The sequence below is a fragment of the Pseudomonas sp. NMI542_15 genome, from assembly GCF_021283425.1.
In the GTDB taxonomy this organism is placed as follows: domain Bacteria; phylum Pseudomonadota; class Gammaproteobacteria; order Pseudomonadales; family Pseudomonadaceae; genus Aquipseudomonas; species Aquipseudomonas fortuita.
Genome location: NZ_JAJSRO010000021.1, coordinates 81,235 through 105,921 on the forward strand (window position 1 = coordinate 81,235; position 24,687 = coordinate 105,921).

Below are 24,687 nucleotides of genomic sequence, written 5' to 3' on the forward strand. Positions count from 1 at the left end.
GAACTCCTCATGTCAAAAACGGCAAAAGGGCACGTAAACGCGCCCTTTCACCCTTTACTCAGGCGCCTGAATTACTGGAGCAGTTTCAGGACCGAAGATGGCAGCTGGTTGGCCTGCGACAGGATTGCGGTGGAAGCCTGCTGCAGCGTCTGCTGCTTGGTCAGCTCGGCAGTTTCCGAAGCGAAATCCACGTCCTGCACGGTGGAGCGGGCAGCCGTAGAGTTCTTCTGAATGTTCTGCAGGTTGTCGACGGTGGTTTGCAGACGGTTCTGAGTAGCACCCAGGCCGGAACGAACGCTGTCGATGGAGCCGATGGCTTTGTCAATAACCGCCAGAGCGTTTTGGGCATTTGTAGCATCAGTAACATCAGTGCTAGCAATCGTGGCTTTTTTAGAAGTAGTTTCGGCACCAAATACATCCGAAACCCCATCACCAGTCAAAGAGTAACCTTTGGCAGAGTCAAGTGATACCGCACCATTCGCAATCAAATTTTCAGCAATTTCTATATCACCACTAAATTTGCCATCCGCACCTTTAGAGGCAACAGTAACAGCAGTAGTGTCACCGGCCATGCCGCTGAACGAGACGTTTTCACCGGTATCAGACTTAATAGAGAGCGAACCACTTGTCTGATCATAGTTAACGCTGATGCCCAGCTTGGCCGCGTTAGACTTAAGTTGGTCCGCGAGACTTTCAGTGCTAGTAATACCTTTGAGCTCTACCTCTTGATCATCACCAACCTTAATCTTGAAGCCCACTGCATCCGCAGCAGCTTTAGTACCGTCGACCTTGAAACTCACTTCAGTGCTAGCAGTAGCTGTTAGGCCACCAATAATCCCGTTGAGCCCCTTCGCGATATCCTTAGCAGATGCCTTAGCTGCAACATCGTAAGTTTCGCTCTGACCATTGCCAGTTACAGTAATTTTGTTGCCGCCTGCCAGCCCATCTACCACCGGATCATTGGTAGCACTCTTGATTTGGTGGGAGCCGATGTTATTAGCAGACACGTTTTCAAGAGACAGGTTGATGGTTTCGTTAGCATTCGCACCAACCTGAATCGCCTTGGTTCCATAAGAACCGTCCAGTAGCTTCTGGCCACCGAAGGTAGTGGTCTGCGAAATACGGGTCAGTTCTGCCGTCAGAGCCTGGTATTCGTCGTTGTTCGACTTACGGTCGTCAGCGCTCAGCGAGCCAGTAGCAGAGGACAGTGCCAGGGTACGCATTTTCTGCAGGATGTCGGTCGAAGCCTGCATTGCACCTTCAGCGGTCTGGGCGATCGAGATACCGTCGTTGGCGTTCTTCACAGCCTGGCCCAGGCCATTGATCTGGCTGGTCAGACGGTTGCTGATCTGCAGGCCGGCAGCGTCGTCTTTAGCGCTGTTGATGCGCAGACCCGAGGACAGACGCTGCATCGAGGTGGTCTGGGCGTTGCTCGCCTTGGTCAGGTTGCCCTGAGTAGTGATCGACGCAATGTTGGTATTAACGGTTAACGGCATGACGAAATCCTCGTTGGATGGGTACTGCGGCTTCCGGCCTTGGCAACCGCCGGACTGGCCTAGAGAACCTTCGTAATAGTTATCGTCGGGTGCGCGGGATGCTTGAGGGGTTTTTCGAAAAAAAAATGCTGGCATGGGGCCAGCCCCGAGAAATCAAGGGGTTAAGGGCATTTTATTGGCGTCAAATTCCACTCCCAAGCACACTGAGCATCACCTACCAGCCTCCACCTGTGGGAGCGGGCGCGCCCGCGAACACCGGCAAAGCCGGTGCCATACACCGAGTCGCCTGCTTCGCGGGCATGCCCGCTCCCACAGAAGCTGCGCCATGCCACAGCATTTTGCAGGCAAAAAAAAGCGCCAGGCGGTGGCCGCCGGGCGCTTCGGGGGACTGCTGAGGGATCAGTCGCGGTACAGGATGGCCGAGCCCCACGACAGACCCACGCCAAAGCCGCTGATCGCCACACGCTTCCAACTGCCGTCGAGCATGTGCTTCTGCAGCAGCAGCGGCACGCTGGAGGACACGGTATTGCCGGTTTCCAGCATGTCCTTGACGAACTTCTCCGGGTGTTGCTCTTCGAAGCGCCGCGCCACGGCGTCGACAATCGCCGCACTGCCTTGGTGAATGCAGAACGCATCGATATCCGACGACTTCAGGCCGCTGGCATCCAGCAGCTCGTGCAGGTGCGCCGGCACCTTGACCAGCGCGAAGTTGAACACCTGGCGGCCGTTCATGAAGAATTTGCCGTCGGTCACTTTCAAGTGCTCGGCACCGGAGCCGTCAGTGCCGAAGCGCGCCTGACCCAGGTTCCATACGGCGCCTTCACCCATCCAGGTGGCTGTGGCGGCATCGCCGAACAACATGGTGGTGTTGCGGTCTTCCGGGTCGACGATCTTCGAATACGGGTCGGCGGTGATCAGCAGGCCGTTTTTCAGCCCTGCAGCTTCCATGAAGCCTTTGATCGCATACAGGCCATACACATAGCCGGAACAGCCCAGCGACACGTCGAACGCCGCCAGGCGGGTAGAGAGACCGAGCTTGCTCTGGACGATGGCTGCGGTGTGCGGCAGGCCTTCTTCGTCACCGTTCTGGGTGACCACGATCAGCGCATCGATCGACTGCGGATCCAGGTCAGGGTTGCTGGCGAACAGGGCCCGGGCGGCTTCTACGCACAGATCGGAGGTTTCTTGCTCTTCGGCCTTGCGCGGCAGGAACGACGCGCCGATCTTGCCGAACATGAACTCTTCGTCCTTGCCAAACTTCGCACCCTGGACGTAGTTGTCCAGGCCAGCGGTAGGCACGTAACTCGCGATGCTTTTGATGCCAATCATTCTGGCTTCCCAATGAAAACAGCCAAAGACCACCACTCGATGAATTGAGGGCGCCAAATACCGGGGCGTCACCGCCAGGGGTTGAAGGCAGAGCTCACCTGCGCACCGGTAACAAAATGCTGCAACAGCTGCTGCATAGAATACAGGGAAGATGATCGTTTTGACTCATTGGTCACATTGAAATGCTACGAAAGCCGTGGCGAGGGCGTGGAGACTGGGGAATTCGGGGAATGACCAGGCGGACACAAATCCCTGCAGGAGCGGCCTTGTGCCGCGAAAGGGCCGCAAAGCGGCCCCGGCGATCTCAGCGTTAATGCAGAATGCCAAGGCTGCTTTCGCAGCCCTTTCGCGGCACAAGGCCGCTCCCACAGGGCATTCCCAGCCTGATGGAGCAGCAAGACAGATCAGAGCTTGTTGAACAGGCTCAGTTGCGAAATGCGCGAGAAGGCCAGTTGTGACGCCTCCAGCATGGCCTGCTGCAAGGTCAGGGTGATGGCCGCCTGCGACATGTCGGTGTTGCCGATGGCGTTCTGGGTGGTCTTGTTGGCCAGGCCCAGGCTGGTGTTCTCCTGGCGCTGGATCTCCAGCGAGTTGCCACGGGCGCCGATCGAACCACGGGTGATATCGACCTGCTCACGGGCACTGGCCAGGTTGGCGATCGCCGAGGCCGCTGCATCCTTCAGCGCATTGGCCTGGCCTACTCCCGTTACCGGCGTATCCAGCGCAGCACGCAGCTGGCTGAGGGTTTCCAGAACATTCTGGTTCTGGTGCGTATTGGCGGTGACCGCAAACTGGTCACCCGCCTCCGGCGAACCGGTTACCTGGTAGGTCACACCTGCAACCGTCAAGGCTGGCGCGGTGTAGGTACCCGTGGCCACGGCCTTGCTGTCAGCCGTCAGCGGCTGGGCGTAGAGCTCGTAGGCGCCGGGCCCGGTGAACTTGATCACAGCCCCGTTACTGGGGAAGGTGCTGCGATACGCCGCTTGGTCGGTCACGGTGCTGCTGGTGATCTGGGCGCTGGAGGTATTGCTGGCGTTGCGGGTAGCGTTGAACGAGTCCGGGCGCGCCGCCAGGGAAAACTCGCGCCCTGCCACCGCGGCGTCGGCGTCGGCGCCCTCCTCCACGGTAACGGTGATTTCAAACTCGACGCCACGCAGGGCAATGCTGTTGGCGCCCTCGGTCTTGCTGTCGAAGGTACCGTTGGTGGCGGTTTCAGACGTGATGTCCCTGCCACTTGCATCGGTGATGGTGTACTGGGTCGCGCTGGTGAAGGTCAGCTTGTACGGCTGGCCGGCAGTAAAGCTGTTGTTGTAGGTGGTACTTGAGGTCATCAGGCCAGACGATACCCCGACAACGCCATCGTCAGTTGCCGGTACCACCAGGGTCGACTGCGTGCGGCTCTTGTTGCTGGCGGAATCAAAGATGGTGAAGCCGGTGTCGTTGGTGGCCAGATTCAGGGTGTCGGAGACCTGCAGACTCAGCTGGGTCTGGTCACCGTGATAGCTGTAGGTGCCATCGGAGTTGCGCACATAGGGTGGCGTGGTGCTCTTGGAGCCGCCGAACATGTAGTCGCCGTTGGCATCGCGCGAGTTGAGCAGGCCAAAGATGTTGGCCTCGATCTCTTTCAGCTCGGTACTGATGGCCACACGGTCAGAGTCGGTAACCCCAGGGCCGCCAGCACGGATCGCCAGCTCGCTGGCGCGCTGCATGGTGTCGTTGATGGTGGAGAGCACGCTCTCCTCCTGCAGCAGGGCGTTGCTCACCGTGTTGATGTTGCCGCTGTACTGGTCCAGCAGCGACTGCTGCTGTTGCAGCAGCAGCAGTCGCGCCGCGCCGACCGGGTCATCGGCGGCCGTCTGGATACGGATACCCGACGTGACCTGATCGTTGGTCTTGTTCATGGTGGAGAAGTTCTTGGAGTAGCTACTGGCGCTGGCCTCATAGAACTGAGCAGTGGAAATACGCACGAGAGTCTACTCCTTACAAGGCATTGATCAGGGTGCTGAAGGTTTCTTGCGCCGCCTTGATGATTTGCGACGAAGCCGTGTAGTAGTGCTGGAATTTCACCAGGCTGGCCGCCTCGTCATCGAGGTTGACGCCAGACACCGCGCTGCGGCTTTCGCTGGCGGACTTGAGTACCGCCTCGGTCGCCGTGGTGTCGATGGTCGCCTGGTTGGCCTTGGCACCCACGCGCTCCACCAGCGAGGCATAGGCCGACGTGAAGCTGGTGCCACCGCCGGACCCAGTGTTCACCGTCGACTTGGTCTGCAGGCCCAGCAGCGCCGTTGCGTTGCGGTTGTCGGCCTTGCCGTCGGCATTGAACGACAGGGTAAAGCTGTCGTTGGCCGCCGGGCTGCCGCCGATGGTGGTCTCGACACTGAACGTGCGCGGGTTGCCGCTGCCATCGAGAATCGGCTGCCCAGCCGCATCGAGCATTGGCACGGCCACCGACAGTTTGTTGTCCGTTCCCGGCACCACGCTGCCGGTGCCGATCTGGGTGCCCTTGGCATCGAACAGCTTGTAGCCTTGTGAGCCACCACTGGCAGCGTCGAACACCACGCGCACCGGCATCGAGTCGCGAATAGACTGCTGGATCAGTGCGGTGTCGGCACCGCCATAGATATCCAGCGACTGGCTCAAGGTAGGCTGGGTAATGGTGCCGGTGCCGCTGTTGCCGCTACCCGAGGCGGCGCTGATCGGCCCGGCAAAGGCCAGCTTGTTGGCATCGGTCAGGGTTGTGGTGATGCTGCCTGCTGCGGCACGAGTGGGGATGACCTTGAAGCTGTCGCCTGCCGCCAGGCCACCGCCTTTCAGCGACAGGCTGAAGCCGTCGATGACCGGCGCCGGGTCGGTGTTCAGGTCAAAGCTACCCATGTCGGTGCCGTCGGAGCGGCGTACGCTGTACTGGTTGGCGCTGGTGAACTTCACCTCGTAGTCGTAGGTGGTCAGCGCGCCGCTGTTGGCAATGGTCACGTCCAGGTTGCCGGAGCCGGTGCTATTGCTCGACGAGGCCAGGCTGCGCTGGGCAACGGCAGTGGCGCTGTTGATGCTGGAGAACAGCGAGCTGCCGAACTGGCCATTGGCATCCAGGCCCTGCCCCAGCTGGCTGTTGATGCTGTCCGAAACCACCAGGGCTACACGGCCCAATTCGTTCATGGACGGTGTCAGCACGTCCTGGCGGTAGCGCACCAGGCCGCCGATCGCGCCACCGGTCACGACCGAGGTCACGTCGGAGCTGAACGACTCGTAGTTGATACGCAGGCTGGCCTGGCTCTTGTCGGCAGTACCCGGTTGCACCGACAAGGTGTTGGCCTTGTTGCCGGTGACCAGCGACTGGCCGCTGCCCAGGTACACGTCGTAGTTGCCGTCACGCTCCTGCACAGTCACGCCAACCAGCTCGTTGAGCTGGCGTACCGCTTCGCTGCGCGCATCCAGCAGGCTGTTCGGCGTGTTGCCAGTGCCCGAGGCCGCCGCGATCTGCTTGTTGTACTCGGCAATGCTGGCCGTGAGCTTGTTGACCTGGCCAGCCATGGTGTCGAGCTGGGAGTTGATCGTTTCGTTTTGCTGGGTCAGCTGGGTACTCACCGCGTTGAAACGGTTGCTCAGGGTTTGTGCCTGGGTCAGCAACAGCTGCCGGGAGGCAACGTCACCGGGCTTGGCCGCTGCCGTCTGCAGGGCCGAAAAGAACGCCGTGAGGACCGAGCTGATGCCGGTATCGCGATCGGCCAGCAGTTTGTCGATGCTGGTGATCTGGTCCTGGAAGGCAACCGAGTCCGCCTGCAGCGAAGTCGCGGTCTGCAGTTGGTTGTCCAGGTAGGAGCTGTAGATGCGACGCACGTCCGACAGCGTGGTACCGGTACCCAGGAACCCCGCGCCGATGTTGTGCGAAGGCCCCGCCGCCTGAATCGTCTGCTGGCGCGAATAGCCACTGGTCGCGGCGTTGGCGATGTTGTTACTGGTTACCGACAAGGCCGCCTGGCTGGCACTCAGGCCACTCAGGCCGATGGAAATCAGGCTCGACATGATTTAGTCCTTTTATAGATTCGTGGTTCTGCCAGCCATGGCGTATTGCGGGGTTGTCTGCATTTGCTGGGCGATGCTGATGATCTTCTTCGCATAGCCCGGGTCGGTCGCATAACCTGCCTTTTGCAGCTCTCTTGCAAACTGCTCAGGGTTATCGGCCGAGGCCAACGCATCTTGATAGCGAGAATTGCCCTGCAGCAGGTTTACCAGGTCGTGGAAGCTGTCCTGGTACGAGTCGTAGCTGCGGAAGGCTGCGGTTTCCTTGACGAACTGGCCATCACGGAACTCGCTGGTGATCGCCCGTGCCTGCTCACCCTGCCAGTTGCCGGTGGCCTTGATGCCGAACAGGTTGTGGCTGCTGCTGCCATCGGTATTGCGCATCACTGATTTGCCCCAGCCGGTTTCCAGTGCAGCCTGGGCCACCAGGTAACGCGGGTCGATGCCAATGCGCTTGGCGGCCTGCTCGGCCATCGGCAGCATGGTGGCAACGAATTCGTCACTGTCGGCAAAGGCCTTGTTCGGCGCCAGCGGGGGCTGGGCCACGGCGCGGCCGACAATGCGCAGGCCGTTGTCCGGCACAGCGAAAGCCTTGGCCACCTGCTGGCCGTCACGGGCAGGCACGGCGGCGGCATTGGCACTGGCGGCCGATGGCACGATACCGGCCAGCAGGCGATCGGTGAGTTTGCTCGGCAAGGCCAGGCGCCGCGAGTTGAGCGCAGCGACGTCGTTGCGGGTGCTGACCGAGTCCGTGGCATGCACCGGCTCCGCCACCTTGTTGCCCCACAGCGCCGGGCCACTGCCATCGGCACGCGGGAACGGGCTGGTATTGATTGATGCACTGCGGCCCTTGGTCAGCTGGCGCACCAGCACGTCCTGCAGGCCGATACCGCCACCTTCGCGGGACATGCTCACGGCCAGCTGCTGGTCGTACATGTCACGGTACTGCTTGACCGTTTCGGTGTTCATCGGGTTGTCATCGGCCAGCACGTCGCTGGCCTTGCGCGAGGCCTTGAGCATTTCGCTGATGAACAGCGACTCGAACTCCTGGGCCACCTTGCGCACGTTGGCTTCGCTGTCGCGGTCACCGTGCTTCAGAGCACTCAGGCGGTTGAGGTCGGTATAGGCACCGCTGTCGGCACTGCCGGAGACCTGGCTTTTGATATTCATCCGCGCCGTCCTCAGATCACGATCAGGTCGGCCTGCAAGGCGCCGGCCTGTTTCAGGGCTTCGAGAATGGCCATCAGGTCGCCGGGCGCCGCGCCCACCTGGTTCACCGCCCGGACGATCTCATCCAGTGTGGTGCCTGGGCCGAACTTGAACATCGGCTTGGCTTCCTGCTCGGCGTTGACCCGCGAGCGGGGCACCACGGCCGTCTGGCCATTGGAGAAGGCCCCCGGCTGGCTGACGATCGGGTCTTCGGTAATGGTCACGGTCAAGCTGCCGTGGGTCACCGCCGCGGGCGACACCTTGACGTTCTGGCCGATGACAATGGTGCCGGTACGCGAGTTGATGATGACCTTGGCCACCGCCTGGCCCGGGTCGATTTCGAGGTTCTCGAGGATCGACAGGTAATCCACGCGCTGGCTGGGGTCCATAGGCGCACTGACCCGCACCGAACCACCGTCCACGGCCTGGGCCACACCCGGGCCAAGCAGCTCGTTGACCTTGTCGACGATACGCTTGGCCGTGGTGAAGTCCGGCCGATTCAGGTTCAGGGTCAGGCTGTTGCCCTGATTGAAGCCGCTCGGCACAGCCCGTTCAACGCTGGCACCGCCCGGAATACGACCCGCCGACGGAACGTTGACGGTGATCTTCGAGCCGTCACGGCCTTCGGCGTCAAAGCCACCCACCACCAGGTTGCCCTGGGCGATGGCGTAGACGTTGCCGTCGATACCCTTGAGCGGGGTCATCAGCAGGCTGCCGCCACGCAGGCTCTTGGAGTTACCGATCGACGACACGGTAATGTCCACCACCTGGCCGGGCTTGGCGAACGCTGGCAGGTCGGCATGCACCGACACCGCCGCGACGTTCTTCAACTGCACGTTGCCGGAGCCGGCCGGCACCTTGATGCCGAACTGCGACAGCATGTTGTTGAAGGTTTGCAGGGTGAACGGCGTCTGGGTGGTCTGGTCACCCGTGCCGTTCAGGCCCACCACCAGGCCGTAACCGATCAACTGGTTGGAACGCACGCCAGAAATGCTGGCGATGTCCTTCAGGCGCTCTGCCTGGGCACCGAAGGCACAGGACAGGAGCAGGGTTGCGGCAATCAGCTGCCTCACGTTGAACATGGTCATCCGTACTCAGAAAGGCCAAAGCGGGCTGATGAAGAAGCGGTCCAGCCACCCGGGCTGGCTGGCATCGGCGAACGAGCCGGTACCGGAATAAGTGATGCGCGCGTCGGCCACCCGGGTGGACGGCACGGTGTTGTCGGTGGCGATGTCATCGGCGCGGATCATGCCGGCAATGCGCACCAGCTCCTCGCCGGTGTTCAGGGTCAGCCACTTCTCGCCGCGCACAGCGATAATGCCGTTGGGCAGCACTTCGGCCACGGTCACGGTAATCGAACCGGTCAGGGTGTTGCCCTGGGTGGCCTTGCTGTCGCCCTTGGTGGCACGCTCGCCGTTGTACCCGGCCTCCAGCGACAGATCACCACCGCCGAACGGGTTGTTGGTGTTCGGTGTGCTGCCAAACAGCGAGGTCAGGCCGATATCGGCCTTGCTGTTTTTCTGGATCTGCGAACCTGCGTTCTTGCTGGCCGAGGTTTTCTCGTTCAGGGTGATGGTGATGATGTCACCCACCCGGAACGCCTTGCGGTCGCTGTACAGGTTCTGCTCGAAACCGGCCTGGTAGATGGAACCGTTGTTGGCCGCTGCCGGTAACGGGGTGCGCGGCAGTACCGGCGCGTAGTACGGGTCGTTGGGCTTGGGCGTCGGGCCGACGCAACCTGCCAGCAACACCGCCCCCCCCAGGGCGAACACGGACAACAGACGATTCATGGTGCATACCTCACGGGTGTAACGAAGCGACAGGGCTTAGAGCTGTTGTGTCACGAACGACAGCATCTGGTCGGCGGTGGAAATGACCTTGGAGTTCATCTCGTAAGCGCGCTGGGTGGTGATCATGTTCACCAGCTCTTCCACGGTGCTGACGTTGGAGTTTTCCAGGGTCTGCTGCTGGGTGGTACCGAAGCCGTTCAAGCCCGGTGTGCCGACTTGCGGCGCACCACTGGCGGCAGTTTCCAGGAACAGGTTGTCGCCGATGGCCTGCAGGCCAGCCGGGTTGATGAAGTCGGCGGTCTGGATGTTGCCGATCACCTGCGCAGCCGGGTTGCCGGCGGTGGTGATCGATACGGTGCCGTCCTGGCCGACGGTGAAGGTTTGCGCGTCGTTCGGCACCACAACGGCAGGCTCGAGGGCGTAGCCATTGGCGGTGACGATCTGGCCGTCGGAGTTCAGGTGGAAGGTGCCGTCACGGGTGTACGACACGGTGCCGTCTGGCTGCAGGATCTGGAAGAAGCCACGGCCGTTGACCGCCATGTCCAGCGGGTTCTCGGTGGTTTGCAGGCTGCCAGCGACGAAGCTTTTTTGCGTGCCGACAATGCGCACACCGGTACCGACCTGCAGGCCCGAAGGCAGCTCGCTGTCCTGGGTCGACTGCGCGCCAGGCTGACGCTTGATCTGGTAGAGCAGGTCTGCGAATTCGGCGCGATCACGCTTGAAGCCGGTGGTGGAGACGTTGGCCAGGTTGTTGGAAATGACCGTCAGGTTGGTGTCCTGGGCGGACAGGCCGGTTTTAGCGACCCAAAGAGCCGGAAGCATATAGTTTCTCCTCGTGCGCCTGTTTTACGGCACCCGTTCAAAAGTGATTAGCCGATTTGCAAAACCCGAGCCATGGCTTCGTCGCCTTCCTTGGCCGTGTTCATCATCTTGACGTGCAGTTCGAACTGGCGAGACAGCGCCAGCACCGAGGTCATTTCCTCGACAGCATTGACGTTGCTGCCTTCCAGGAAGCCCGACACCACCCGAACGTTGACGTCGGCATCGGCCGGTTGGCCAGAAGCGGTATGGATCAAGCCATCCAGCCCTTTTTGCAGGCCTTTGGTGTCTGGGTTGACCAGCTTGATCCGGTCGACCTCGGCCATTACGCGGGGGTCTTCACCCATGGAGCGAATGCTGAGGGTGCCGTCGGCACCCACCTCAACCTTCTGCTCTGGCGGGATGGCAATCGGGCCACCGTTGCCGATCACCGGCATGCCGTTGCCGGCACGCAGCACGCCGAGGGCGTCGATGTTCAGGCTACCGGTACGCACGTAGGCTTCGCTGCCGTCCGGGGCCTGCACGGCAATGAAGCCCTTGCCGGTCACGGCGACATCCAGGTCACGCCCCGTCTCGACCAACGGGCCCTCGCTGAAGTCGGTGGCCGGGCGTTCGGTCATGGCAAAGGCGCGCGCCGGAAAGCTGTCGCCGAACACCGGCATCGAACGGGCCTGCTCCAGGTCACGCTGAAAACCGTTGGTGGAAATGTTCGCCAGGTTGTTGGCGTGGGCCTTTTGCGCCAGCGCGTTCTGGCTGGCGCCGGTCATGGCCACATAAAGCAACTTGTCCACAGTATCTCCTCTGCGCGTCGCTGCCGCGCTGTCACTGGCCAGGTCCGAAGCAATAATCGAACCAATTCTGAAACCGCCTGTTTACAGGGGCTCCAGCGCAGCAAGGGGCAACAAACGTCAGTTTGTCGGCGGAAGTTTGCCGCCTGCGGCAAGGGCGTGCTCAGAAGGTGCGGCAAGCGGCGTTGTTGTAGGGGCCGGAATGGCGTACCCAGCCCTCGCCCGGGTTGTTGGCAGAGCACAGGTAGCGGCCGGTGGCCAGGCTTTGCCATTGGTAGAACGGGGCGGGAGCGGCCGAGAGCGGCAAGGCCATGGCCAGGAGGGCGGTGAGCATTAGCCGTTTCATGGGCGTGAACCTTGAAGAACCTGGGGCCGCAAGGCAGCCCCAATTACAGACAAAACCACACTAGCAGGCGGCCATCAGGTCATCTGAATGATGGTCTGCATGATGGTGCTTTCGGTGGAAATGGTCTTGGCGTTGGCCTGGTAGTTGCTCTGCGCCTTGATCAGGTTGACCAGCTCACCGGTAAGGTCGACGTTGGAGTCTTCCAGCGCACCGCCAGTAATCTGGCCCAAGGTACCAGTATCCGGGGCGCCGATCACCGGCACACCCGAGCCATAGGATTCTTTCCAGCTGGTGCCACCCACCGGGGTCAGGCCCTGCAGGTTGGCAAAGTTGGCGATCGCCACCTGGCCGATCACCTTGTCCTGGCCATTGGTGAAGTTGGCGAACATATTGCCGCTTTCGTCGATGGTCAGGCCCGAGAGCTCACCCGTGGCAAAGCCATCCTGGCTCTTGGCAGTGGTGGCGGAGGCTGCGTTGTACTGGGTGGTACCGAGCATGTCCAGGTTCACCCCGGCGACGTTGGCGGTAGCGCCGTTGGCGCTCCACACACCGGCGGCGTTCTTCTGTGCCGGGATCCAGTTGTCGAGGGTGAAGGTCTTGTTGGCCGCGATGGTCATGCCACCGGCCACCGGGCCTGCCGTCATCGAGGCAGAATCCAGGGTGCCGTCAGACTTGAACGGCAGATTGTTGGCCAGCGGCGTGGTCGAGGCCGGGTTGGCCGGGTTGCGCCCGTCGATGGTGGTGTACATGGTCCAGGAGTTGCTGGTGGCGTCCTTGACGAAGTACTGGTTCAGCTGGTGCGCGTTACCCTGGCTGTCATACACGTCGGTATTGAACGTGTAGTTATAGGTGCTGGTATTGGTCGGATCGAACGGCGTCTGGCTGGGCGCAGTCGCAGTGGAGTTGAGGTTGACGTTCTCGGAGATGCGCCCGGTCGGGTTGGGCGTCAGGTTCGAGGTGTCGATCTGCAGGTTGGTCAGCACGCCCTGGACGATCTTACCGTTGGCATCCACTGCATAACCTTGCAGGTTGGAGCCCGACGAGTTGACCACGTAGCCGTCCTTGTCGCTGTAGAAAGCACCGGCACGGGTGTAGATCTTCGAGCCGTTGTCGTTCATCACGAAGAAGCCGTTGCCATCGATGGCCATGTCCAGCGCCTGGCCGGTGCCATTGATGTTGCCCGGCGTGAACAATTGCGACACAGCGGCAGTCTTCACACCCGTGCCGACCACGTTCTTGCCGGCACTGGTGCCGCGGATGGAGTTGGAATACTGGTCGGCGAACTCGGCGCGCGAGGACTTGAAGCCAGTAGTGGCAACGTTGGCAATGTTGTTGCCGGTAACGTTCAGGGCCTTGTTCGCTGCATAGAGGCCGCTAAGGCCGGTATTGAAAGACATGTGTAACTCCTGTCGTTTTGCTCAGGCCCTAGATGCCGATGCTTTGGATTTTGGAAAGCGCAACACTGCCCAGCCCAGCCAGGTTGAGCGTCATCTCAGAACCGTTGGTGCCCATGGTCACACTGGTAACGGAGGCCGGCAGGTTGGTGGTCATGGCCGTGGCCTTGCCGTCGATCGAAGCGGTGGCCTTGAAGGTGTAGGTACCGGCTGGCGCCGCTTCGCCGTCGTCGTTCAGGCCATTCCAGGTAAAGTCGACCTTGCCGGCTTTCTGGGTACCCAGGTCGAGGGTGCGTACCAGCTTGTCATCCTTGTCGTAGATGCCCACCGAGGTGGCGGTGCTGGACGACGTCAGGTTGACCGTGCCTTTCATATCCTTGCTGGTGTCGACCACAGCCTTGTCGGTCTGGACAATTACATTGCGCCCGACCAGTGACGAGGCCTGCAACGCCTGGGAAGACTGCAACCCTGCCGCGATATAGGTCACAGAATCGTTCAGCGACTGCATGCTCTCGAGGCTGCTGAACTGCGCCAGCTGCGCCACGAACTCGCCGTTTTCCTGTGGATCGAGCGGGTTCTGGTTCTTCATCTGGGTAACCAGCAACTGCAGAAAAGCATCTTTGCCCAGCGCGCTGCCGGCAGCGCCGGTGCTGCTGTCGGTCTTCGACGTCTGCTTCTGCAGCGAGGTCAGGTACGCGCTGCTGACGTCAGAGGTGGAATTGGTGGTGGTCATGTCGGCTTCCTATCACTGCCCCAGGGTCAGGACTTTCTGCATCATGCTCTTGGCCGTGTTCATCAGCTCGGCGTTGGTCTGAAACGCACGGCTGGCGGAGATCATGTCTGCCATCTCCTCGACCACATTGACGTTCGGGTAATAGACGTAGCCGTCCTTGTTCGCCGCCGGATGATTGGGCTCGTAGCGTGCTTCCAGGGTGCTCTGATCCTCGACGATGCCTTTTACCTGCACGCCCTGCCCTGCTTCGCCCTGGTCTTCGAACAGCGACTGGCTGCTGCCGGCTTGCGCATCCTGGAAGGTGGTGGCGAACACGGGGTGGCGGGCGCGGTACGTCTGGTCGATGCTCGAAGAAACGGTTTCGGCGTTGGCAATGTTGGAAGCGACGGTGTTAAGGCGCGTGTTCTGCGCGCTCATGCCGCTACCGGCAATATTGAAGACACTGGAAAGGGACATGGTCATTCTCCCCGCAGGGCCGATACCAGCCCTTTGAATTTGCTGTTGAGCAAGGTGAAGCTGGCCTGGAAGCCAATGGCGTTTTCGGTGTAGTTCGATTGCTCGATCTGCGCGTCCACGGTGTTCTGGTCGATCGACGGCTGCAGCGGCGTGCGGTACTTGAGGGTATCGTCGGCTGCGATGGCGAGGCCTTCGGCTTCGATGTGGCGGCTATTGGTGCGATCCATGGCGAAGCGGCCGCTCTGCTGCTTGTCGCTTTCGGCGGCGAGTACAGAGGCGAAGTCCATGTCACGCGCCTTGTAATTGGGCGTGTCGGCGTTGGCGATGTTGTTGGCCAGCACTTCGGCGCGCTGGGCGCGGAAGCCCAGAGCCTTTTCGTGAATACCAAGCGCCTTGTCGAAGCTGATGCTCATGTCGGGGAAACCTTCGGAGGTTGACCGGAATATCGTTGAGCAAGGTATAGCAAGGGCTGTGCCAACCCATGCAAAGCCCGAAAATACGGGGCTACGAGGCGCAGTGCTGTCAGGGTGATGCCAGAAAAGCGGCAAAGGCCTTCCGCCCACGGCGGCGAAAGCGGCAATTGCCGGGCGGCAAATGCGGCAAATCAAAAAATTGACGTCAGGGATTTTCCTGTGCCGGCCCCTTCGCGGGTAAACCCGCTCCCACAAGGACCCGTGCAAGGCCTGAGGGCGGCACCGAACCTGTGGGAGCGGGTTTACCCGCGAAGAGGCCGGCACATACAGCAAAAAGGCCGGCAGTTTTCGCTGCCAGCCTTCTTGATTACTTGGCCTGGTAGATGATCCCCGGGCTGCACTGGACCATCTGGTAATGCTCCGGCAACCCGTTCAGCGCTTCCGAAGCACCAAGGAACAGGTAGCCACCTGGCTTCAGTGTGCTGTGAATGCGCAGCAGGATGTCCCGTTTCACCTGCGCCGAGAAGTAAATCAGCACGTTGCGGCAGAACACGATGTCGAACTTGCCCAGGGCGGCATAGCTGTCGAGCAGGTTGAACGAGCGGAACTCGACGCGGCTGCGAATCGCCGGCTTGACCGCCCAGCGCCCGGGCCCCTTGGGGTCGAAGTAGCGCTGCAGGCGCTCCTGGGACAAGCCGCGGGCGATGGCCAGGCTGTCATACTCACCGGTCTTGCAGTTGGTCAGCATGGTGCCGGACAGGTCGGTGGCAACGATCTGCGCGCCCATCTTCAATTGGCCAAGGTTGCTGCGCTCGAACTCGTCGATGGCCATCGAAATGGAATACGGCTCCTGGCCCGACGAACAGGCCGCCGACCACATGCGCAGGCGCTGGCCGGGGTTGTTGCGGATGAACTCGGGAATCACCTTGTTCTTCAGCACTTCGAACGGGTAGGTATCGCGAAACCACAGGGTTTCGTTGGTGGTCATCGCATCCACCACCTGCTCACGCAAACCACCGCGCGGCTGGGCCTGGATGCGTTGCACCAGTTCGCCCAGGCTTTTGATGCCCTGTTGCTCCATCAGCTTGTTGAGACGGCTGGAAACCAGGTACTGCTTATTCTCGCCCAGCAGGATGCCACAGGCTTTCTCCAGGAATACCCGGAACTGTTCGAAATCCAAATTACCCGTAGACACTCTTGCCGCCTCTTTTCAATCACTGGTGCCGGGGGCGTGCCCCCGGCTGCTTCAATGCGCTGCCTTGATCCGGTCGACCACCCGCTGGGCCAGGTCGTCCGGTTTGAACTTGGCCAGGAAGTCATCGGCACCGACCTTCTTGACCATCGCCTGGTTGAACACCCCGGAAAGTGAAGTATGCAGGCAGATGTGCAATTTTTGCATGCGCGGGTCGCTGCGGATCTCCGCCGTTAGCGTATAGCCGTCCATTTCCGGCATTTCAATGTCCGAGATCATCATCAGGAACTCTTCTTCCGGCTTTTTGCCCTCCTCCACCAGCTGGCGCAGGTAGTTCAGGGCCTGACGGCCATCATTGAGCGCCACCACCTCCACCCCCACGGTCTGCAGGCAGCGGCTGACCTGCTTGCGTGCCACCGACGAATCGTCCACGGTCAGCACCCGCATCAGCACGGCCTTGTCCTGCGTCTCGGCATCGATCACCCCGGCCGAGACCGACTCGGACGACGGCGACACTTCGGCCAGCACCTTCTCCACATCGATGATCTCGACCATGCGGTTGTCCACCCGGGTGACCGCCGTCAGGTAGTGGTCACGGCCGGTGCCCTTGGGTGGCGGATGGATCTCTTCCCAGTTCATGTTGACGATGCGCTCCACCGAGTGCACCAGAAAGCCCTGGGTCTTGGTGTTGTACTCGGTGATGATCACGAAGCTGTTGCGCGTCTCTTCCTGCAGCGGCCGCAACCCGGTGGCCATCGACAAGTCGAGGATCGGGATGGTCGCCCCGCGAATGTTGGCAACGCCACGCACCACCGGGTGCGCCTTGGGCAGCAGGGTCAGCGCAGGGCATTGCAGCACTTCCCTGACCTTGAACACGTTGATGCCGTAAAGCTGTTCGCCGTTGAGGCGGAACAGCAGCAATTCCAGGCGATTCTGCCCCACCAGCTGCGTGCGCTGGTTGACCGAATCCATAACACCCGCCATGCCAGACTCCTTATCTTTCAGCCTTTCGTTGCAACTCAGGTTACGAGTCGGCACGGGCTTTGCTTTTTTGAGCGTCATGCATACGAAAACGACATTTTTCCGACGATTGACGCGCCTGCTGACGGGCTCGCTGGCCACGTTGTGCCTGCTGGTGCCCGGCGTTCGCACGGTAGCGGACGCGCTCACCTTGCCTGAACAGCTTATCGGTGTCACCCAAGGGTTTCTTGAATTCACCGTCGAAGATTACCTGGCTACCACCCAGACCCCCGGCCGCTATGAAATCCAGGTCAACCCGCTGGACCCACGCCTGCGCATGCCGTTGTGCAGCCAGCAGCTGGACGCCTCGCTGGAAAGCCCTTCCCTGCCACTTGGCCGGGTAACGGTACGGGTGCGCTGCGACAGTGCGGCCCCGTGGACGGTGTTTGTCCCGGCCACGGTACGGCTGTTCCGCGACGTGGTGGTGGTCACCCGCCCGCTCAAGCGCGACAACACAGTGGGCGAAGGCGACGTGGCCCTGCGCGAGCGCGATGTCGGCACCCTTGGCCAGGGTTTTCTGACCGAACTGGACCAGGCAGTGGGCATGAAGATGCTGCGCCCCACGGTGATCGACCAGGTACTTACCCCGCAACATCTGGAGCAGGCCGAGGTGGTGCGCAAGGGCGACCAGGTGGTGATCATCGCCCGCAGCGGCAGCCTGAGCGTGCGCATGCCGGGCGAGGCCCTGAGCAAAGGCGGCCTGAGCGAACAGATACGGGTACGCAACCTGAATTCCAAACGGGTGGTCAAGGCCAGGGTGACGGGCCCGGGCCAGGTCGAGGTGAGCATGTAGCCCGCCACAGATTGCGCTGGCAGGGAGGAACCGCTTTTCCTAAACTGTGTCAGAGAACGGGTTGGCGAGCTTGCTGACAGGCGGCCAAGCATTTGTGCCTAAAGTTTCTTTCGGGCTGGCCGAAAACAAGGCAAGCGTCCAAATACCCAGAGGTTCCTGATCATGGTCATCGACTTCAGTCGTTTGAATAACTCTCCGTCCGTCACGGGCGGCGTGCGCGGCAACACCGCGGCGGGCAATGCCGAAAAACCGGCAGCCAGCCAGGAAGCGGTGAAAGACACCAGCGCCAGCGGAGAAGCGGTACACCTCAGCCAAGAGGCACAGCAGTTGCAAAAGATCAGCGACAAGCTGCGCGACGAGCCGGTTGTCAACAGTGCCCGTGTGGCCCAGTTGAAACAGGCGATCGCCGACGGCAGCTACCAGGTCGATGCCGGCCGGGTCGCCAGCAAACTGCTCGATTTCGAAGCCCAGCGCTGACCCCTCGGCGCGCTGACTTCACGGACGCTAGAAAAGCCAAGAGTTAGCCATGCACGACACCACCTTGCTGCAACTGATCGAAGATGACATTGCCCCGATGCAGGAACTGCTCGACCTTCTGAATAAAGAAGCGATCGCCCTGCATGGCCGCGACATGCCGCTGCTGGAACAGATCCTGGCGCGCAAGCAGTCGCTGATCATCTTGCTCGAGCAGCATGGCCAGCGCCGCAGCCAGTTGCTCGGCAGCCTGGGCCTGAGTGCCGATCGCACTGGCGTGCAGGCGGTAGCCGCACAATCGCCCCATGGCGACGCGATGCTGCAGCGGCTCGACATGCTGTCGAAACTGATGGACGACTGCCAGCAGGTCAACCAGACCAACGGCCGGATCATCCAGGTACAGCAACACGTCACCAACAACCAGATCAGAATCCTCATGGGCGGCGACTCACCGTCGCTCTACGATAGCCGAGGCAGCACCTCGCCGCTGGCCAAGCCACGGGCCCTCAGCCAAGTGTGATTTTTCTATCAAGGCACGGAACATACTGGCAAAATGCCGTTACTTGCGTGTGTCGCTTTTGCCTGGAGAACGATAAGCCGTGTTCAATGAAACCGAAGCCCCGCAACCGCCAAAGGTGCTGAACACCCCCTTGGAGATTGCGGCCAACTTGCGGCAGCTGCAGGAAAGCCACGACCCCCTGATCATCACCTTCCATGACCGCAGCCAGCGCTTCCAGAGCTATGTGGTGCACGTGGACCGTGAAAGCAACACCCTGGCACTGGACGAGATGATCCCGCGCGACGGTGAAAAATTCATCGAAAACGGCGAGCACTTCCGCGTTGAGGGCTTTCACGATGGCGTACGCATCGCCTGGGAATGCGACCACGCGCTGAAGATCACCGAAGTCAACGGCCACCGCTGCTACAGCGGTGCCATGCCGCAGGAGATGACCTACCACCAGCGCCGCAACGCCTTCCGCGCCGCGCTGAAGCTGTCGCAACTGGTCGACATCATTCTCGATGGCACCCACCTGAAGGGTAACGGCGCCCTGCGTGGCAAGCTGCTGGACATCTCGGCCACCGGGTGCAAACTGCGCTTTGAAGGCAATGTCGAAGATCGCCTGCAGCTGGGCCAGGTGTACGAACGTTTCAAGGCGGGTAACCCGCTGGGCCTGGTGGACACCATGGTCGAACTGCGGCACCTGCACTATGAAGAGCGCATCAATACCACCTTTGCCGGCGTGCGCTTCCACAACCTGAGCGGGCAGGCACAGCGCAAGATCGAGAGCTTTGTGTATCAGCTGCAGCGTGAGGCGCGGCGGTTTGACAAAGACGACTATTGATCGTCGCCTGAATGCGAAAACGCCACCTGCTGAGGTGGCGTTTTCATTTGCGTTCTTCCTGCCCCGGCCTCTTCGCGGGGGAAGCCCGCTCCCACAGTGGTAGCGTCAAACCTGAGGCTATACAGTACCTGTGGGAGCGGGCTTGCCCCGCGAAGAGGCCAGTACAGGCTTATACCGACTTGCTGACCTCCTCCGGTTCAGCAGCCTGTTGCTCAGCACCTTTATCTTCTTCCTCGGTATCCTCAGCCGCCACCGGCGCCTGCATCACGTCCTGCACGGTCTGCTCATCCACCCGAGGGTCCAGCGCCGCCGACAAGGGCGAACCGGCTGCCGGCATCGCCACGTGGCCCAGCGGCGCATCCTGCACCTGGTGCAGCCCGGTAACCGCCTTCGGCCGAATGCGCCACACCAGCACCAAGGCGAAAAATACAAAGAACGCATACAGCATCTGCGCGCCCAGCATTTTCATCAGAACGCCCGCCGCCAATGGCCCGATACACGCGCCTACGCCGTAGGTGACCAGCAACATGGCCGTCAGCGACACCCGCCGCTCGCTTTCCACGTGGTCGTTGGAAAACGCCACCGCCAGCGGGTACAGGCAGAACTGCAGCAACGAAATCAGGAAGCCGAACCCGAACAGCAACTCCAGCGGCACACTGGGCAGTATCGCCAATGGCGCAGCGGCCAGCGCCAGGCCTATTGCCACGCTGCGGATCAGCACCGCCCGGTCGTAACGGTCAGACAACCAGCCCAGCGGCCACTGCACCAGCAGGCCGGCAAAAATGCAGCTACCCATGAACAGACCGATCTGCTCGGTCGTCATCCCTTGGCTTGAGGCATACAAAGGCGCCAGGCCGTAGAACGAGCCAACGATCAACCCCGAGCCCAATACCGTACTGAGCGACTGCGGCACGCGCTTGATGAAGAACTTCGGCTCCATCGGTGCCGGGCGCAAGGGTGCCGGGTGAATACGCCGGGTCATTGCCACCGGCACCAGGCACAGGGCAAAGCACATCGCCACCAGCATCAGCAGCTCCGGGCCAAGCTCAGGGTGCACCACCAGAATCAGCTGGCCGAGCACCAGCCCCAGGTACGAGGCGATCATGTAGCCGCTGAACACCGCGCCGCGGTGCTTCACATCGGCCTGCTCGTTGAGCCAGCTTTCAATGACCATGTACTGGCACATCATCCCCAGGCCGACGATCATCCGCAGCCCGACCCAGGCCGGTAGCCAACTGGTCATGCCATGGCCAAGTACCGCCGCGCCAACGATACCGGCGCAGGTGGCGTAAGCGCGAATGTGCCCTACCCGGCCAATCAGCCGGTGGCCGACCTTGCCGCCGACGGCCAGGCCAAAGTAGTTGGCCGCCATCAACGCACCCACCCACAGGCTGTCGACATGGTCGGCCGCCAGGCGCAGGGCCAGGTAGGTACTGAGCAGGCCAGAACCGATCAACATCATCAGCGCGGCGAAATACAACGACTGAAACGGCTTCCATACATTTCGCATACGTACCGAGAAGCTCCCTGATCAGGTGACGGTTGGGTGCTAGAAGCATAAGGGCAAAAATTGTGTCGCGCAGGCCCCGGCAGCGAAATAGCGCTACCAGGGCGTGTCCGGTGCAGGTGATGTCGCGATCAGGCCTGCGCCGCCAGCACCCGGCGCTCCCACGGGGTGATCTCGTCGAAGAAATCAGTCAGCTCCAGGGTTTTGCTGGCGATGTAGCCTTCGATGAACTCGCTGCCGAACAGTTCCCGTGCCAGCGCGCTGCGCTTGAGCCGTTCGAGGGCGGCATGCAGGGTACATGGCAGGCTCAGGTGCTCGGGCACTTCGAACTCGCCCTGGATGGCCGGCGATGGCTGCAGGCGCTGCTCGATGCCGTGCAACCCGGCGGCCAGGCTGGCGGCGATGGCCAGATAGGGGTTGGCGTCGGCGCCGGGCAGGCGGTTTTCGACCCGCCGCGCTGCCGGTGCACTGGCCGGAATGCGCAGGCCGGCGGCACGGTTGTCCTCGGACCAGCAGGCATTGTTTGGCGAGGCATAGGGGTGGCAAAGGCGCTGATAGGAATTGACGTTGGGCGCGAACAGCGCGGTGAAGTCGGCCATGCACGCCTGCAGGCCACCGATGAAATGGTGGAAGGTGTCGGTCGGCCGGCCTTGCTCGTCATTAAACACGTTACGCCCGCTGCCGGTTTCGACCAGGCTCTGGTGAATGTGCATGGAACTGCCAGGCGTGCGCGCCAACGGCTTGGCCATGCACACCACGGTCAGCCCATACTTGAGCGCCACTTCCTTGAGCAGGTGCTTGAACAGGAAGGTCTGGTCAGCCAGCACCAGCGGGTCGCCGTGCAACAGGTTGATCTCGAACTGGCTGACGCCCATTTCGTGCATGAACGTGTCGCGCGGCAGGCCGAGCGCAGCCATGCAGTGGTACACCTCTTTGAAGAACGGTCGCAGGCCGTTGTTGGAGCTGACACTGAACGCCGAATGGCCTAGCTCGCGGCGGCCATCGCTGCCAACGGGAGGCTGGAACGGCTGCTGCGGGTCGCTGTTGGGGGCAAACACAAAGAATTCGAGCTCGGTCGCCACCACAGGCGCCAACCCCAGCGCGGCATAGCGGGCGATCACCGCCTTGAGCTGGCCCCGGGTGGACAGTGCCGAGGGCCGGCCATCCAGTTCATTGGCATCGCAGATGGCCAGGGCGCGGCCGTCGCTGCTCCAGGGCAGGCGATGCACCTGGCTGGGTTCGGCCACCAGCGCCAGGTCACCGTCGTCGCTGCCGTAGAATTTCGCCGGTGGGTAACCGCCCATGATGCATTGCAGCAACACTCCCCGGGCCATCTGCAGGCGGCGGCCCTCCAAAAAGCCTTCGGCAGTCATCACCTTGCCGCGCGGGACGCCGTTGAGGTCGGGGGTGACGCATTCGATTTCGTCGATGCCGTGAAGCTGAGCAGTGCTCATGACGCTTGTCCTTGTTGTTGTACGCTGACAACAACATAGGCTGGGGGTGTTTAAAATATCAAGCACCCGCTTTCAACACCGCGTGCTCCCCTTCGCGGGCATGCCCGCTCCCACAGGTACGGCGCCGCCCTTGAAGTTAGCGAGATCCCTGTGGGAGCGGGCGCGCCCGCGAAGAGGCCAGCACTGGCAACCTCTATTCCCGCAAGGTCATGCCGTTGGCCGGCAGCGGCAAAGCAGTCTTGTACCGCACCTGCTTCAAGGCAAAACTCGAGCGGATATTCGCCACCCCCGGCAACCGCGTCAGGTAGTCAAGAAACCGCTCCAGCGCCTGGATGCTCGGCAGCAGTACCCGCAACAGGTAATCCGGGTCCCCGGTCATCAAGTAGCACTCCATCACCTCGGGCCGTTCGGCAATTTCCTCCTCGAAGCGGTGCAACGACTGCTCCACCTGCTTTTCCAGGCTGACATGGATGAACACGTTTACATCCAGCCCCAGCGCTTCGGGTGACAGCAACGTCACCTGTTGGCGGATTACCCCGAGTTCTTCCATGGCCCGCACGCGGTTGAAACAGGGCGTGGGCGACAGGTTGACCGAGCGGGCCAGCTCGGCGTTGGTAATGCGGGCGTTTTCCTGCAGGCTGTTGAGAATGCCGATATCGGTACGATCGAGTTTGCGCATGAGACAAAATCACCGGTTTTTTGTGTTTATGCGGAATGTTTATCTGCACCGCTCGGCAAAGGCAATCAACTTGAGAGAAAAATTCTCCTGCCGGACCACTAAGATGTAGATGACGCTGACCTACCAGTCACAAGCCGGTGTTCAGCGGCGGCCGCTTCAGAGCTCACAAAAACAAATACCCGAGCGAGCGTAAAAAGCATGAACGAGTACGCCCCCCTGCGTTTGCATGTGCCCGAGCCCACCGGCCGGCCAGGCTGCCAGACCGATTTTTCCTACCTGCGCCTCAACGACGCAGGTCAAGCCCGTAAACCCCCCGTCGATGTCGAGGCTGCCGACACTGCCGACCTGGCTCACAGCCTGGTCCGCGTGCTCGATGAGCAGGGCGACGCCCAAGGCCCTTGGGCTGAAGACATCGACCCGCAAGTCCTGCGCCAAGGCATGCGTGCCATGCTCAAGACGCGGATTTTCGACAGCCGCATGGTGGTTGCCCAGCGCCAGAAGAAGATGTCCTTCTACATGCAGAGCCTGGGCGAAGAAGCCATCGGCAGCGGCCAGGCGCTGGCGCTGAACCGCACCGACATGTGCTTCCCTACCTACCGCCAGCAAAGCATCCTGATGGCGCGAGACGTGTCGCTGGTCGAAATGATCTGCCAGCTGTTGTCCAACGAACGCGACCCGCTCAAGGGCCGCCAGCTACCAATCATGTACTCGGTACGCGAGGCTGGCTTCTTCACCATCAGCGGTAACCTGGCGACCCAGTTCGTGCAGGCGGTCGGCTGGGCCATGGCCTCGGCAATCAAGGGCGATACCAAGATCGCCTCGGCGTGGATCGGCGACGGTGCCACGGCCGAGTCAGACTTTCACACCGCCCTCACCTTTGCCCACGTGTACCGCGCCCCGGTAATCCTCAACGTGGTCAACAACCAGTGGGCCATTTCTACCTTCCAGGCCATCGCCGGTGGTGAATCGACCACCTTCGCCGGCCGTGGCGTGGGCTGCGGCATTGCCTCGCTGCGGGTGGACGGCAACGACTTTGTCGCTGTCTACGCCGCCTCGCGCTGGGCAGCCGAACGCGCCCGCCGCGGCCTAGGCCCAAGTCTGATCGAGTGGGTCACCTACCGTGCCGGCCCGCACTCGACCTCGGACGACCCCTCCAAGTACCGCCCTGCCGATGACTGGAGCCACTTCCCGTTGGGCGACCCGATCGCCCGCCTGAAGCAGCACCTGATCAAGATCGGCCACTGGTCCGAGGAAGAGCACCAGGCCACCACGGCCGAATTCGAGGCTGCGGTCATTGCCGCACAAAAAGAAGCCGAGCAGTACGGCACCCTGGCCAACGGTCACATCCCAAGCGCCGCCTCGATGTTCGAGGACGTGTACAAGGAGATGCCCGACCACCTGCGCCGTCAACGCCAGGAACTGGGGGTTTGAG

The 24,687-nt window shown here is 61.5% G+C and carries 24 protein-coding genes; 5 read left to right on the top strand and 19 right to left on the bottom strand.

All coding sequences use genetic code 11. From position 1 onward, the window contains the following. Positions 1 to 71: 71 nt before the first annotated feature. From LU684_RS24180 to LU684_RS24255, 16 genes are all read right to left on the bottom strand, one after another. The gene (locus LU684_RS24180) at positions 72 to 1,496 is read right to left on the bottom strand and encodes a flagellin N-terminal helical domain-containing protein (RefSeq protein ID WP_232895132.1); all 1,425 of its coding nucleotides are present in this window, start codon (positions 1,494 to 1,496) and stop codon (positions 72 to 74) included. Between the two features lie 399 nt (positions 1,497 to 1,895). After that, a complete protein-coding gene (locus tag LU684_RS24185; RefSeq protein ID WP_232895134.1) occupies positions 1,896 to 2,825 on the bottom strand; it encodes a ketoacyl-ACP synthase III in 930 nt (309 codons plus the stop codon). Between the two features lie 404 nt (positions 2,826 to 3,229). Then, positions 3,230 to 4,792, bottom strand: coding sequence for a flagellar hook-associated protein 3 (locus LU684_RS24190; RefSeq protein ID WP_060519389.1), 1,563 nt, complete (start codon positions 4,790 to 4,792; stop codon positions 3,230 to 3,232). Positions 4,793 to 4,805: 13 nt separating this feature from the next. Next, positions 4,806 to 6,848, bottom strand: a complete 2,043-nt coding sequence (gene flgK, locus LU684_RS24195; protein ID WP_060519388.1) for a flagellar hook-associated protein FlgK — start codon at positions 6,846 to 6,848, stop codon at positions 4,806 to 4,808. Positions 6,849 to 6,860: 12 nt separating this feature from the next. Continuing rightward, the gene (flgJ, locus tag LU684_RS24200) at positions 6,861 to 8,015 is read right to left on the bottom strand and encodes a flagellar assembly peptidoglycan hydrolase FlgJ (protein WP_016488458.1); all 1,155 of its coding nucleotides are present in this window, start codon (positions 8,013 to 8,015) and stop codon (positions 6,861 to 6,863) included. 11 nt (positions 8,016 to 8,026) lie between these two features. Beyond that, on the bottom strand, positions 8,027 to 9,136 hold the full coding sequence (locus LU684_RS24205) for a flagellar basal body P-ring protein FlgI (protein WP_024717755.1): 1,110 nt from the start codon (positions 9,134 to 9,136) through the stop codon (positions 8,027 to 8,029). A 12-nt stretch (positions 9,137 to 9,148) separates the two neighbouring features. Continuing rightward, a complete protein-coding gene (flgH, locus tag LU684_RS24210; protein WP_016488460.1) occupies positions 9,149 to 9,844 on the bottom strand; it encodes a flagellar basal body L-ring protein FlgH in 696 nt (231 codons plus the stop codon). 36 nt (positions 9,845 to 9,880) lie between these two features. Beyond that, positions 9,881 to 10,666, bottom strand: coding sequence for a flagellar basal-body rod protein FlgG (gene flgG / locus LU684_RS24215; RefSeq protein ID WP_012273525.1), 786 nt, complete (start codon positions 10,664 to 10,666; stop codon positions 9,881 to 9,883). A gap of 47 nt (positions 10,667 to 10,713) precedes the next feature. Continuing rightward, entirely contained in the window at positions 10,714 to 11,454 is a 741-nt protein-coding gene (locus tag LU684_RS24220) for a flagellar basal body rod protein FlgF (protein WP_016488461.1), read from the bottom strand. Positions 11,455 to 11,614: 160 nt separating this feature from the next. Further along, positions 11,615 to 11,797, bottom strand: coding sequence for a hypothetical protein (locus LU684_RS24225; protein ID WP_024717754.1), 183 nt, complete (start codon positions 11,795 to 11,797; stop codon positions 11,615 to 11,617). 74 nt (positions 11,798 to 11,871) lie between these two features. Continuing rightward, positions 11,872 to 13,194 carry a flagellar hook protein FlgE gene (gene flgE / locus LU684_RS24230; protein ID WP_016488463.1) on the bottom strand — a complete coding sequence of 441 codons (1,323 nt, stop codon included), beginning with the start codon at positions 13,192 to 13,194 and terminating at the stop codon, positions 11,872 to 11,874. A 28-nt stretch (positions 13,195 to 13,222) separates the two neighbouring features. Then, positions 13,223 to 13,924 carry a flagellar hook assembly protein FlgD gene (gene flgD, locus LU684_RS24235; protein ID WP_016488464.1) on the bottom strand — a complete coding sequence of 234 codons (702 nt, stop codon included), beginning with the start codon at positions 13,922 to 13,924 and terminating at the stop codon, positions 13,223 to 13,225. A gap of 12 nt (positions 13,925 to 13,936) precedes the next feature. Next, positions 13,937 to 14,380, bottom strand: coding sequence for a flagellar basal body rod protein FlgC (gene flgC / locus LU684_RS24240; protein ID WP_024087485.1), 444 nt, complete (start codon positions 14,378 to 14,380; stop codon positions 13,937 to 13,939). 2 nt (positions 14,381 to 14,382) lie between these two features. Further along, positions 14,383 to 14,793 (bottom strand): flagellar basal body rod protein FlgB, encoded by a 411-nt coding sequence (gene flgB / locus LU684_RS24245; RefSeq protein WP_016488466.1) that lies wholly within the window; start codon positions 14,791 to 14,793, stop codon positions 14,383 to 14,385. A gap of 367 nt (positions 14,794 to 15,160) precedes the next feature. Next, a complete protein-coding gene (cheR, locus tag LU684_RS24250; protein ID WP_023047020.1) occupies positions 15,161 to 15,988 on the bottom strand; it encodes a protein-glutamate O-methyltransferase CheR in 828 nt (275 codons plus the stop codon). Positions 15,989 to 16,039: 51 nt separating this feature from the next. Further along, entirely contained in the window at positions 16,040 to 16,969 is a 930-nt protein-coding gene (locus LU684_RS24255; RefSeq protein WP_016488468.1) for a chemotaxis protein CheV, read from the bottom strand. 76 nt (positions 16,970 to 17,045) lie between these two features. Here LU684_RS24255 and flgA point away from each other — a divergent pair, with 76 nt between their 5' ends. The 4 genes from flgA to LU684_RS24275 all read left to right on the top strand — a co-directional run bounded on the left by flgA (position 17,046) and on the right by LU684_RS24275 (position 19,615). Beyond that, positions 17,046 to 17,798, top strand: coding sequence for a flagellar basal body P-ring formation chaperone FlgA (gene flgA, locus LU684_RS24260; RefSeq protein ID WP_016488469.1), 753 nt, complete (start codon positions 17,046 to 17,048; stop codon positions 17,796 to 17,798). 162 nt (positions 17,799 to 17,960) lie between these two features. Continuing rightward, a complete protein-coding gene (gene flgM, locus LU684_RS24265; protein WP_023047021.1) occupies positions 17,961 to 18,275 on the top strand; it encodes a flagellar biosynthesis anti-sigma factor FlgM in 315 nt (104 codons plus the stop codon). Positions 18,276 to 18,324: 49 nt separating this feature from the next. Then, the gene (locus tag LU684_RS24270; RefSeq protein ID WP_016488471.1) at positions 18,325 to 18,792 is read left to right on the top strand and encodes a flagella synthesis protein FlgN; all 468 of its coding nucleotides are present in this window, start codon (positions 18,325 to 18,327) and stop codon (positions 18,790 to 18,792) included. 79 nt (positions 18,793 to 18,871) lie between these two features. Further along, on the top strand, positions 18,872 to 19,615 hold the full coding sequence (locus LU684_RS24275; RefSeq protein ID WP_016488472.1) for a flagellar brake protein: 744 nt from the start codon (positions 18,872 to 18,874) through the stop codon (positions 19,613 to 19,615). 169 nt (positions 19,616 to 19,784) lie between these two features. Here LU684_RS24275 and LU684_RS24280 read toward each other — a convergent pair whose 3' ends face one another. The 3 genes from LU684_RS24280 to bkdR form a co-directional block, all read right to left on the bottom strand. After that, positions 19,785 to 21,125 (bottom strand): MFS transporter, encoded by a 1,341-nt coding sequence (locus LU684_RS24280; RefSeq protein WP_023047023.1) that lies wholly within the window; start codon positions 21,123 to 21,125, stop codon positions 19,785 to 19,787. 128 nt (positions 21,126 to 21,253) lie between these two features. Next, positions 21,254 to 22,495, bottom strand: a complete 1,242-nt coding sequence (locus LU684_RS24285; protein WP_232895138.1) for a glutamine synthetase family protein — start codon at positions 22,493 to 22,495, stop codon at positions 21,254 to 21,256. Between the two features lie 274 nt (positions 22,496 to 22,769). Next, on the bottom strand, positions 22,770 to 23,255 hold the full coding sequence (bkdR, locus tag LU684_RS24290; protein WP_012273540.1) for a Bkd operon transcriptional regulator BkdR: 486 nt from the start codon (positions 23,253 to 23,255) through the stop codon (positions 22,770 to 22,772). Positions 23,256 to 23,453: 198 nt separating this feature from the next. Between bkdR and LU684_RS24295 the strand changes: the two genes are divergently transcribed. Next, the gene (locus tag LU684_RS24295; RefSeq protein ID WP_016488475.1) at positions 23,454 to 24,686 is read left to right on the top strand and encodes a 3-methyl-2-oxobutanoate dehydrogenase (2-methylpropanoyl-transferring) subunit alpha; all 1,233 of its coding nucleotides are present in this window, start codon (positions 23,454 to 23,456) and stop codon (positions 24,684 to 24,686) included. Position 24,687: the final 1 nt, after the last annotated feature.